General features: G+C 68.5%; 9 protein-coding genes and 2 pseudogenes. 7 read left to right on the top strand and 4 right to left on the bottom strand.

Annotated features, from left to right (window positions below):
- Positions 1 to 124: 124 nt before the first annotated feature.
- Together IA22_RS0132305 and IA22_RS35725 are read right to left on the bottom strand one after the other, a co-directional pair.
- The gene (locus IA22_RS0132305) at positions 125 to 580 is read right to left on the bottom strand and encodes a hypothetical protein (protein WP_030125690.1); all 456 of its coding nucleotides are present in this window, start codon (positions 578 to 580) and stop codon (positions 125 to 127) included.
- A gap of 136 nt (positions 581 to 716) precedes the next feature.
- Positions 717 to 875 (bottom strand): annotated as a pseudogene (locus tag IA22_RS35725) (LexA family protein); the annotation flags it as partial.
- 407 nt (positions 876 to 1,282) lie between these two features.
- Here IA22_RS35725 and IA22_RS0132295 point away from each other — a divergent pair.
- From IA22_RS0132295 to IA22_RS0132285, 3 genes are read left to right on the top strand one after another with little or no spacing between them, the layout of a single operon-like run.
- Positions 1,283 to 2,170, top strand: a complete 888-nt coding sequence (locus tag IA22_RS0132295; RefSeq protein WP_234434669.1) for a tyrosine-type recombinase/integrase — start codon at positions 1,283 to 1,285, stop codon at positions 2,168 to 2,170.
- The gene (locus IA22_RS37855) at positions 2,170 to 4,659 is read left to right on the top strand and encodes a tyrosine-type recombinase/integrase (protein ID WP_245229641.1); all 2,490 of its coding nucleotides are present in this window, start codon (positions 2,170 to 2,172) and stop codon (positions 4,657 to 4,659) included. Before IA22_RS0132295 ends, IA22_RS37855 begins: the two co-directional genes overlap by 1 nt.
- Complete coding sequence (locus IA22_RS0132285; protein WP_030125687.1) at positions 4,656 to 5,216, top strand: DUF6262 family protein; 561 nt, start codon at positions 4,656 to 4,658, stop codon at positions 5,214 to 5,216. The genes IA22_RS37855 and IA22_RS0132285 overlap by 4 nt, the downstream gene beginning before the upstream one ends.
- 159 nt (positions 5,217 to 5,375) lie before the next feature.
- Here IA22_RS0132285 and IA22_RS0132280 read toward each other — a convergent pair whose 3' ends face one another.
- Positions 5,376 to 6,155 (bottom strand): IclR family transcriptional regulator, encoded by a 780-nt coding sequence (locus IA22_RS0132280; protein WP_078605673.1) that lies wholly within the window; start codon positions 6,153 to 6,155, stop codon positions 5,376 to 5,378.
- A gap of 109 nt (positions 6,156 to 6,264) precedes the next feature.
- On the opposite strand from IA22_RS0132280, the gene IA22_RS0132275 reads away from it, so the two are divergent.
- The 4 genes and pseudogenes from IA22_RS0132275 (at position 6,265) to IA22_RS35715 (ending at position 10,141) form a co-directional block, all read left to right on the top strand.
- A complete protein-coding gene (locus IA22_RS0132275) occupies positions 6,265 to 6,951 on the top strand; it encodes an SDR family NAD(P)-dependent oxidoreductase (protein WP_030125685.1) in 687 nt (228 codons plus the stop codon).
- Positions 6,952 to 7,076: 125 nt separating this feature from the next.
- Positions 7,077 to 8,306, top strand: a complete 1,230-nt coding sequence (locus tag IA22_RS0132270) for an MFS transporter (protein ID WP_030125684.1) — start codon at positions 7,077 to 7,079, stop codon at positions 8,304 to 8,306.
- Positions 8,307 to 8,362: 56 nt separating this feature from the next.
- Positions 8,363 to 9,262, top strand: coding sequence for an NADP-dependent oxidoreductase (locus IA22_RS0132265; protein ID WP_030125683.1), 900 nt, complete (start codon positions 8,363 to 8,365; stop codon positions 9,260 to 9,262).
- Between the two features lie 61 nt (positions 9,263 to 9,323).
- A pseudogene (locus tag IA22_RS35715) lies at positions 9,324 to 10,141 on the top strand (IS5 family transposase).
- 275 nt (positions 10,142 to 10,416) lie between these two features.
- On the opposite strand, the gene IA22_RS0132255 reads toward IA22_RS35715, so the two are convergent.
- The gene (locus tag IA22_RS0132255; protein WP_030639108.1) at positions 10,417 to 11,328 is read right to left on the bottom strand and encodes a helix-turn-helix domain-containing protein; all 912 of its coding nucleotides are present in this window, start codon (positions 11,326 to 11,328) and stop codon (positions 10,417 to 10,419) included.
- Between the last annotated feature and the right edge of the window lie 61 nt (positions 11,329 to 11,389).

Below are 11,389 nucleotides of genomic sequence, written 5' to 3'. Positions count from 1 at the left end.
CGAGAGCTACGACGCCGGACTCCACCTCCGAGCCTCTCTGATCTGGATCAACGACCTCTTACCGACGACCGAATGATCACAACCTCACACAGGCCCTAGGGCATCGGGCATCCGAGCAAATGAGTCAGGCCGCAGTGAGGAAAGCGGCTGCTGCGTCCACGAACCGGTCGTGGGCCTCACGCGCCGCAGTGAGCGCTTCGATCGTGTGCGCCTCGTCCCGCATGCAGTACGCCGCCACCACCAGATCCTTGGCTGTGGTGCGGACAGTCGGGTCGGGGATGAGGACCTGGACGGCGACGAGGGGGCGCGTGATTGCGGACCGGGTGGCGTGCGAGGCGATGCGGAGTTCTTCGAGACGTTCCGGACTCGTCCCGGCAAGCTCGGCCTCGCCGCGCATCCACATCGCGCGCCGGTGGTCGGAGCCCGCGGCAGCAAGCGCAGTCACTGCTTCGAGTCGCGCGCGCCGTAACTGCTCGTCTGCGGCGGCCCGCTGAGTGCGGCTGGCGTTCTTCTGCTGGAAGGCTCCAGCGACGACTGCGCCGAGCAGGGTGCCGAGTACGGCAATGACGGCAGCGAGCATGATGGTCCCTTCGGTCTTGAGGGCTCTCGTGGTGTCAGAACAGCATGTTCGTTTGCCGCAGGGAACCGCCGGCTTCGGCGGCGGCCGCCTGCCCTGACCACCACGCGTTCCTTGCTGCGACCATCTGTGCGGCAGCTCAGAGGGAGCGGAGGACTGTGACGACTTTGCCGAGGATCGCGGCGTCGTCGCCGGGGATCGGCTCGTAGGCAGGGTTGTGGAGCATCAGCCACGCCTGCCCGTTCTCGAAGCGCAGGCGCTTCACGGTCGCTTCGCCGTTCAGCATCGCGGCGACGATCTATGGGTTCCTGAACGTGTGGTGTGACGTGGTGCGAGTGCCTGTCGTTGATATACAAACGCTCGTACTCGGGGGGTGTGGCTCTGTGGCGGGTTGTTGCACGATCCGTCAAATCACCGGAGACACACATGCGGGCATTTCCCGTAGACCTGCCCTCGGGCACGCGCTACTGGACCGTCCTTGACGACGATCTTCGAGTCGTCCCCGTTCCTGACCGTTGGGGGCGCTACCAGCGCTTCGGTCGGAGTCGCGCCGAGCTCACGACCAAGACGAACGCGGGTGGCGTAGCGCTGTACCTGCGATGGTGCGGCGCAACTGGCCGGGACTGGAGGGAGGCGGCCCGCGACCTGGGGCTGTTCATCGTCTGGTTGAGACACGCCCCTGCCCTACGGGATGGAGGCCCACCAGTGGTCGTGTCCGGGCCGGGCGGCAAGCAGGTCCGGCAGGAGCGGCGGATCAACGTCGTGCTGTCGGCGACGCGTGGCTTCCTGTCGTACGCGGTCTCTGTGGCGGAGGCGCCGCGGGCTGTGCTGGGGCAGCTCTACGAGATGGGCGACAGCCGGGACCTCCCTGCGGAGGCTCAAGGTGAGGGCACCGGATTGTTCTACCGCCTTCGTGCCCGCCATCGGCTTCAGGAACCGGAGTCTGCGGTAGACCGGGCCTCCGACGAAGAGCTCGTCGACATGTTCATGGAGTGCCGGTGCGCGCGTGACCGCCTGGTCGTCGTGCTGCTGGGCCGGGTGGGTCTGCGACGCGGTCAAGCGGCGGGCCTGCATCGGTCCGACTGTCATATGCTGCCGGACTCGCGTGCGCTGGGCTGTGACTACAAGGGTCCCCACATCCATGTGCGCCGACGGGAGAACAGCAACGGTGCGTGGTCCAAGTCGCGGGAGTCAGTGGTCCTGCCCGTGGACTTCCTCGTGGTGCGGGCCTACGACCAGTACATCGACGAGCGGTACTCCCTTCTCGGTGCCGGCGGCAGCGACTTCCTGCTCGTGAATCTCTTCCGCGGCGTGCTCGGCTCGCCGATGACGCCGGAGGCGATCTACGAGCTGTTCGAGCGCCTGACTGGCCGGGCGGGCCTCTCGCGGATGGTCGGACCCCATATGGCCCGCCGCGCCTTCGGCAGCAACGTCTCTGACGCTGGCGGCAAACTCGATGACGTGCAGGCGCTGTTGGGACAGAAGCACCCGGAGTCGGCGCGCCCGTACATCATCCCGGATCAGTCGAGGCTGCGTGAAGCGGTGGAACGGGTGCCTTCTCCCCGGGAGTGGCGCGATGGAGGTGACCGCTGATGTCGGTGACCTCGTTGGCGTTGCGGCCCGAGGCCGTGCCGGATTGCGAACGGACCCAGGCGTTGATCGACGCACTGGATCCGGAGTTCCTCAAACTAATCAGCTGGGACTGGGAGCTGGGCATCCTCGTCTACCCCAGAGAGCACCCGGTGATCGGGATGCCGGAGTGCTCGGTGAAGGGCTGCGACAAGGGCTGGGAGCGACGCGGCCCCTTCTGCTCCGGCTGCCGGATCCGCTGGAGGGCGTCGGAGTTGAGCGTTGAGGAGTTCATCGGCACCCAAGATCGGTTCAACGTCGTGCACGTGCGCCAGGCCCTGTGCCGATTCCCCGACTGCAAGCGGCCGTGGCGGAGTCCGACCGCGGGCCTGTGCCAGAACCACCACTACCAGCGGCTCCACAAACTGAAGATCCCGCTCGAGGCGTTCCTGGCACACCCGCTGCCACGGCCGTATCCAGGACACGGCATGTGCGATGTGGCGGCATGCCATCGCCAGAGGGTCTCCCCGGGCTCGGAGTACTGCGACGCGCATCGGCAGAAGCTCACCAAGGACAAGAACACGGGGGCCTTCGACGGCGACGAAGAGCTGTGGCGCCTGACCGCGCCGCCAGTCCACATGAGCCAGGAGGTCAGCATGCGCGGGCTCCCCAGACGCGTGGTCGCGGAGCTCCTGTACTGCGTGCAGCAGCGCACCGCGAACGGCGTGAGGACGTATGGCTACTGGCTTCGGGCGATCTGCGACAAGCTTCGTGCCCTGCGCTGCGAGCGCCTCGACGATCTCGGAGATCCAGAGGAAGCAGGCCTGAAGGACCACCCCATCTCCCTGGTCAAGACGATGCGCAGGACCCTCTACCGGTTCGGCGCCACCGCGGAGGATGAGGCGCTGCGCGATGTGTGGGACCTCGCCGTCTTCGGGTACGGCGGCACTGCCGATTTCACGGACATCCGCCAGGACGTACTCCGCGAGGCCGTGAAGGTCTGGGCTGCTGATGATCTACCGCGCCGCCGCGGAAATGCGGCGGGCAGGCGGGTGCAGCGGCAGATCGAGGCGATGGTGGAGCTCTCGAAGAGCCTTCATCTGCAGCGTGAGGACGGCGGGCTGGTCGTCTCGCTGCTTGACCGGCGCGACATCGTCGCATTCTGCAACCGGCTCGCCTTCAAGACCGAGAACGGGAAGTTGAGCGCCCACCAGCGACTCGACATCGCGCGGACCGTCCGCAAGATCCTTAACCGGTGGCGGACCCTCGGCCTGACCGCCAAGGGCGAACTCCTCGACGGGCTGCGGGCGGACTTCGTCCTGGGCCCCGAGGACATGCCGGACGAGCCCGAGGACACCGAGGCTGGCAAGGACCTGCCCGACGAGGTGATGCAGCAGCTCTGCGACAACCTAAACCTGCTGGAAGAGATGAGCGGGCCCGAAGTACGGGTCTGCACAGAACTGTTGATTGACACCGGGCGCAGGCCGGACGAGGCCTGCCGTCTCCCCCTGGATTGTCTGGAGAGAGATCCGGACGGCAGTCCCGTACTCATCTACGACAACCACAAGGCGCACCGGCTGGGACGACGTCTACCGATCGCCAAGGCCACGGCGGCGGTCATCGTCGCCCAGCAGAAACGCGTGCGTGAGCGCTTCCCCGACACCCCGTCCTCCGAGCTGAAGCTGCTGCCCTCGCCGGTCGCCAATCCGTGGGGGACCAAACCGATCTCCGGCATCTGGGACCAGCACCGCAACTGGGTCCGCGCGCTGCCCGACTTCCTCGTGCCGATCGAGGTGGAGGAAGACGGGAACCTGGTGACGAGGCTCTTGCCGTTCGACAAGAAGAAGGTCTTCCCGTACGCGTACCGGCACAGCTTCGCGCAGCGGCACGCTGACAAGGGCGTGGCGCCGGAGGTCCTTAAGGAGCTCATGGACCACCGCCAGCTGCAGACCAGCCAGGCGTACTACCGCATCGGCCAGGACCGGCGGCGCGAGGCCATCGACCGGGTCACGGTGATGCAGTTCGACCGGCACGGCAACCGCGTGTGGCGCAAGGTCCAGGGTCTCTTGGACTCCGAACACGTCCGGCGTGGGATCGGTGAGGTCGCCACGGCGTACGGCGTGTGCAAGGAGCCGTCGAACGTGGCGGCCGGCGGGCAGAGCTGCGCGTTGCGCTTTCGGTGCCTGGGCTGCGAGCACTTCAGCACCGACATCTCCTACCTGCCGGACTTGGAGGCGTATCTGTCCGATCTGCTGCGCAGCCGGGAGAAGCTGATGTCGGCGTTCGAGGCGGATGACTGGGCGCGGAGCGAGGCCATGCCGTCGGAAGAGGAGATCGGCCGGGTGAGGCGTCTGATCAGCCGGGTTAAGGCGGACCTGGACGATCTCACAGAGGAGGAGCGGACTCAGGTCGAGCAGGCGGTCTCGGTCGTCCGCCGCGGGCGGAGCGTGATGCTGGGCATGCCCCGTGTCGGACAGCCGTTGCCTGATGTCCGGCCGAGGAGGGCAGCATGAGTTCCGCGATGAGCGTGGGCCGTCAGGCGGATTGCGACCGGCGCCGGCAGCGGGTGATGAAGGCCGTTAACGTCGCCGCGCAGAAGGGGGCCCGCATCACGGTTTCGGGGATCGCCCGCCAGGCGGGGGTGGATCGGACGTTCCTCTACCGGCATCGGGATCTGCTCGAACTGGTCCATGCTGCCGAACTCGAGCCGTCCGAACGAGATCCGGCATCGGGTGCCTCGGCGGTGAGCAGGGCCTCGCTCCAGGCCGATCTGGCCAATGCGCAAGCGCGCAACGTCCGACTGGCCGCGCGGATTCTGCAGCTGGAGAAGCGACTGTCCAGCGAGTTGGGTGAGCAAGCCTGGCACGAGTCCGGCCTCGGCGCGCCCGTCGATGTTGAGGAGCTCCAGGGCGCCGTCACCCGGCTCGAGCAGCGTAACGTCGAGCTGACCGAGGCTTTGGAGGAGAGCCAGGCCGACCTGCGGGCCGCCCGGGAGGCCAATCGTGAGCTGACCCGGTCGCTCAACCAGCGTGGCGAGCAGAAGGCGCCAGGGCCCTCCCGCCCGCGGTGACGAGGCGCTGGACCCAGGGCAAGGTCCGTCACGGATTTGTCCTCCCGCCCCGGGCCCAGGCCCGCTGGTGCCCTACTGTCGCCGATCCCCGTCGGGGAGTACCGCCAGACCGGCCGGGCGGGCGTACGAGCAGAAAGCGTGCCACGCGTGATCCAGGGGTCACAGCCACCCCTGGCTGACGGGGCGTACCTTGTCCAGCTCCTCGCGCATCTGCTGGCCGATGGTGATGAGGCGTGATTTCGGGAGGCGGCTGGTGGGCCCGGCGATGGCGATCGCAGCGCGTGGGGTGACTGCGACCGCGACGCATGAGATCCCTGCTTGCTGGCTGTCCAGGTCGAGGGCGTAGCCGTGGCGTTGCGCGTCGGCGATCTCCTGTGCGTGGCGCTCCCATCGGTCCGGGTCATCGGTGCGGACGGCATGGGCGAGGTCGGTGTCGGCTGCCAGGAGGACGTGGCCGAGCGCCTCGCCGATCAAGGGCTTTCGTTCGCCGGGCCGGACGGCGAGGTGTAGGGGCTGGTCGGATTGCACGGCGTCGACGCACAGGTAGTCGGTGCCGGTGGCGAAGGCGAGGAAGGTGGACTCGCCCGATGCCCGGCTCACGGTTTCGAGCACGGGCCGGATGCGGGCGCGCAGGGCGTGCTCGGCCTCGGCGTCCAGGCGGAGCAGGCGGTTGAGTTTGCCGGTCAGTCGGTAGGCGGCGCCCTTTTTGTCCTGCGTGATGTAGCCGAGCCCTTCGAGGGAGGCGAGCAGGTTGTGGGCGGTGCTGCGGTTGAGGCCCGCGCCGTCGGCGAGCTCGCTCAAGCGGGCGCCTTCGGGGTGCGTCGCGATGCGTTCCAGCAGGTCAAAGGCGCGCTGCACGGACTGGATCACACGGCCGGAAGAAGACTCGAATTCCATAATGCTGAACTCTAGCAGTTTTGGTGTCAGATTGTTTGACATTGTGGATCCGCAGGGGCATGGTGGTGATCGAGGGGGCGTCCGAAATGGGCGCCATGTCAGCGCCTAGAACGACTGCCCCTCACACCCCTGCTAGGAAAGAGACACAGCTATGTCACGCGTCATCCTGATCACCGGAGCCAACCGCGGCCTGGGCCGCGAGGTCGCGGCCCAGCTCGCCGCGGACGGCGAGACCGTTCTGCTCAGCGCCCGCAACGGCGAGGCCGCGGCGCAGGCCGCTGCGGAAATCGGCGGCGACACCCACCCGGTCCAGCTCGACACGTCGGACCCGGCAAACATCAAGGCCGCGGCCGCGCAGATAGAGGCCGAGCACGGTCGCCTCGACGTGCTGGTCAACAACGTCGGCGGCGTCTTCGACTACGCCCAGAAGGCGTCCATCGCGGATCTCGGCGTGGTGCAGGAGGCGCTGGAGATCAACCTGTTCAGCGCGTGGCGCGTCACTCAGGCGATGGTGCCGCTGCTGCGCAAGGCGTCCGGCGCCCGCATCGTCAACGTGTCCAGCGAGGCTGCCTCGTTGGAGCGCATGGGGGCGGGCACTCCCGCCTACGGCGCCTCGAAGGCGGCGCTCAACGCGCTGACCCGTTCGCTGGCCGCGGAGCTCGCCGAGGACGGGGTCACTGTCCACGCCGCGAGCCCGGGCTGGACGGCCACCGACCTCGGTGGCGAGGGCGGCCGTCCTGTCGCGGAGGGCGCGGCCAGCATCAAGCACGTCGTCAACCTGCCCGCCGCCGCAGGCACCGGTGCCTTCTACCAGGACCAGCAGATCCTGCCCTGGTAACACCACGACGCACGGGGCCGGGACCCGCACAAGGCCGTCCCGGCCCGCTGCCTCTTCCAGGACGGGGTGCCGGCGGCCGGAAATCAGGCCGAGCCCCCTCTGCGCACCCCGAAGGCCCGGAGATCATGAACAGCAACGCACCCGCCCAGCCGCACACGTCCCCCTGCAACCCCGCACCAGCGCTCGCCCGGGCCCTGGTGCCGGTGGGGTGGCTCGTGCTCATGGCGTCGCCGGTGGCCGCCGCGAACAACGCTTCGGTGCTCATCCTCGACGACATCGGCACCGCGCTGGGCACGTCGGCCGCGACCGCTTCCTGGCTGGCCACCGTGTTCGCGCTCGTCCTGGCGGTGGCGACACCGCTGCAGGCCGCGCTCATGAGGCACCGCGGTCGGCGCACGGTGCTCTTCACGAGCGCCGCGCTCGTCACCGCCGGCACGTTTCTTCTCCTGGTCTCGCCCTGGCTGCCGCTGGCCGTCGCCGGGCGGGCCATCCAGGCCGCCGGTGGAGCCGGGCTGAACGTGCTCGCCATCACCCTGGCCGGCAGCGCCCGCAGGATCGGCGCCATCAGCGCGGGAATGGGGCTGTTCGGTGCGGTGAGTCCGCTGATCGGCACGCAGCTCACCGAGGCCCTGTCGTGTCGCGTCGCGCTCTCGATGCTGGCGATCACGCTGATCACCGTGCCCGTGGTCAGCCGCCGTATCGCACCAGGCACAGCCGGCACAGACCGCTTCGACACCTGGGGCGCGCTGCTGGTCGCCGTGCTCTCCGGAAGCGTCGTGATGGTCGCCTCGAACCCGCTTCCCGCCCTGGCAGCAACGGTCATCTCGATCCTGTTGCTCGTCCTCCATACGCGCCGCCGCAGCGACGGTTATGTGCCGGTGGCGACGATCCGATCGGGCAGGTTCCCAAGCGCCACCGGCCTGACGCTGGCGCTCTCGGCGGGGTACTTCACTCTGCTGTTCGTCATCCCGCAGCTGCTCATCGCCCGCGCCCACTGGACGAAGGACGCCGCCGCCACCGGGCAGCTCGTCGCGATGGTCCTGGCCTCGCTCGCGACCCTCGCCTTCACCTCCATCGCCGCCCGCCTCTCCCGCACCACCGTGCGGGTCGTGCTCGTGGCAGCCGGGGGTACGGCCGTACTCGCCGCCCTCTTCGCGAGCGCGCCGGTCCTCCTTCTGGCCGGGATCTTCCTGGCGCTGTTCGCCGCGACCTCGGCCAACGCCACCCAGGTCATCGTGGCCACCGCCTCCGTGCCCGAGCAGCACAAGCCGACAGCGATCGGGCTGTTCACCCTGCTCTATCTCCTCGGCGGCGCGATCGGTCCCGCGCTGGCCTCCGCGCTGGTGCTCTCCTGACCGCGCACCCCGAATCGGCGCCCCGTACTCACGGTGATCCTCGAAAGGAACTCAGCATGAAAGCAGCAGTCATCGGCCGTACCGGACCAGCGGACGAACTCACCTACGCTGACGTGGAGCTCCCACAGACCGGGCCGCACGACATCCGCGTGAAGACGGCCTTCGCCGCGGTCAACCCCGTCGACATCTGGACTCGACGAGGCATCCCCGGAGTCGATCTCACCTTCCCCGCCGTACTCGGCTGGGATGTCGCCGGAACCGTCGACGCCGTCGGCTCAGAGGTGACCCGGTTCCGCGTGGGCGACCGGGTGATGGGCATGGTCAAGCAGATGACCCGGCTCCAGGGAACCTACGCGGAATTCGTCAGCGCACCCCACCAGCTCTTCGCCCCGCTACCCGCGGGTCTCAGTCTGGAGACAGCGGCGGCGGCTCCCCTGACCGTGCTGACCTCGGCGCAGCTCCTGAGCAACCTGCACCTGCCCGATCGTGCGAAGGTACTCGTCACGGGAGCGGCGGGAGCGGTGGGCCGGGTCACCGTCCAACGGCTCATCCAGGCCGGGCACGAAGTCTCGGGCCTCGCCCGAGCCACCGACCACGACGATCTCGCCTCCCTCGGCGTACGCACGGTGTACCCGTCCGGCGCAGACATCCCCTCGCAGGCGTTCGACGCCGTGATCGACACCGCAGGAGTCCCCCAGACGATCTCGAACGTCCGCGACGGCGGTGAATTCCTCTCCATCACGGACAACGAACAGCCCGAACCGGAGCGCGCGATCACGCCCCGGAAGAACTACGTCGAGGAAGACGGACCCCAACTGGCCGCCATCGCCGAGCAGCTGGCCGACGGCACGTTGACGGTGCCGGTCTGCCGCACGTACCCGCTGTCGGACGCCGCCGCGGCGCACGCGGCGTTCGAGCAGGGAGGCTTGCGCGGAAAGCTCCTGCTGGCCCTATAAGAGGTCCTAACAGAAGCCTCAGATGATGTGACTGTCGGCTTGGTTGCTCGTTGGGCTGTTCGTGGGGAAGAGAGAGTCGCGTCCGTGGATCGTCTCGGATGAACTGTGGTCGCTGGTAGAGCCGTTGTTGCCTGTTCCGGCGCCGAAGCTGGTGCCCGGCAGGCCGAGAGTTCCTGACCGTCAAGCGCTCTGCGGGATCCTGTTCGTGCTGCATACCGGGATCCAGTGGGAGTACCTGCCGCAGGAGCTGGGCTTCGGTTCAGGCATGACGTGCTGGCGCCGGCTCGCTGCCTGGAATGAGGCCGGCGTCTGGGACAGGCTGCACGTCGTGCTGCTGGCCAGGCTGCGAGCGGCGGAACAGCTCGACTGGTCGCGGGCGGTGATCGATTCTTCCTACGTCCGGGCCGCTCGGCGCGGCCCAAAAGCGGCCCCAGCCCGGTCGACCGCGCACGGCCGGGCAGCAAGCACCACATCCTCGTCGACGGCCAGGGCATCCCGCTCGCGGTGTCCCTGACCGGCGGAAACCGCAACGACGTCACCCAGCTGATGCCCCTGCTCGCCAAGATCCCGTCGGTCCCGGGGCTCGTGGGAAGGCCACGTCGGCGCCCTGACGTCCTGCTCGGTGACCGCGGCTATGACCACGACAAGTACCGCCGTCTGGTCTGGGCTCAGGGCATCAAGCCGGTCATCGCCCGCCGCGGAGTAGCGCACGGCTCCGGCCTCGGTATTCATCGCTGGGTTGTCGAGCGCACGATCGCCTGGTTCCACGGCTTCCGACGCCTCCGCATCCGGTGGGAACGACGCGACGACATCCACGAAGCCTTCCTCGGCCTAGCGACCTGCCTCATCACCCACCGACACGTCCAACGCCTTTGTTAGGACCTCTAAGAGGAGGGCGGGCACTGCGGTCACACCCGCCATGCAGCGCAGGGCCCATCACCGGACAGTGGTGTCGCCTGTGCCCCGGCGGGCTCCCGCCCCGCTCCTCATACCCTTGGACATCGGGCCGGGGTTCCATGAGCGTCTGTACCCCGGCTCCGCCCACGACGAGTGCGTCCCGCGTGCAGGCAACGGCGCGGACGAATCTTGGCCGGGCTGTGGGAGTTCGGGAGGGCGTCCGGCACGACAGGACGAGGTGGCTTCTGTGAGGGGTTTCAGGGCAGTTCCCTGTCGCCGGCGGGCTCTGATTCCTTGAGCCGGGTCGCTGCCCAGCTGGCGAGGAGCTTGAGCCGGTCCTCGTCGGGGGTACCCGGCTCGGCCGTGTAGATGGTCAGCGAGTGGACCTCGCTTGGGGAGATGGGCAGGTCCAGCGGCTGGTAGACGAGTTTCAGCGGCCCGGCGTCAGGGTGCTGGAACTTTTTGTGCCCGCCGTGGTGGATGCGTACGTCGTGGGCGGCCCAGCGGGTGCGGAACTCGGGGCTCGTCGTGGACAGTTCACCGATCAGCTCGCGCAGGGCTTTGTCGTGCGGGTAGCGGCCGGCCTCGGCGCGCAGCAGGGCAACGGTGGTGTCGAGTGCGCCCTCCCAGTCGGCGACGAAGTCGGGTGCGTCGCGGTCGAGGAACCAGTACCGGGCGAAGTTCGGACGGCCGCGTTTGTCCGTGGTCTCGCTGTCGAACAGCGGCGCGAACAGGGCGCGGGCGAGTGCGTTGGTGGCGACGATGTCCAGGCGGCCGTTGGTGACGAACGCCGCGGACAGAGTCATGGAGTCGAGCAGCCACTGGACGCGGGGCGGGATGTCGACGGCCTTGCGGCGGCGCGGCGTCCGGCTGGGCGGCTGCGCGGCCCGGGCCAGATCGAACAGGTAGATGCGCTCGTCCTCGTCCAGCTGCAGCGCACGGGCGACCGCGTCGAGGACCTCCTCGGACACACCGGCGATGTGGCCCTTCTCCAGCCGCGTGTACCACTCCGTGCTCACACCGGCCAGGACAGCGACCTCCTCGCGCCGCAGCCCCGGAACCCGGCGCCGCCCGCTGGTGGGCAGCCCGACCTCCTCCGGGGTGATCTTGGCGCGCCGGGTGGCGAGGAAGTCACGGATGTCGGCGTGGTGGTCGGGGAGGCGTTCCATGCCATCCACGCTACGACCCTCACCCCGGGAAAAGGGGGGTCGAGCTTGTACCCCCCATAAA

This window comes from Kitasatospora papulosa, from assembly GCF_000717245.1.
GTDB classification, from domain to species: domain Bacteria; phylum Actinomycetota; class Actinomycetes; order Streptomycetales; family Streptomycetaceae; genus Streptomyces; species Streptomyces papulosus.
This window is presented reverse-complemented; position numbering and strand designations above follow the sequence as displayed.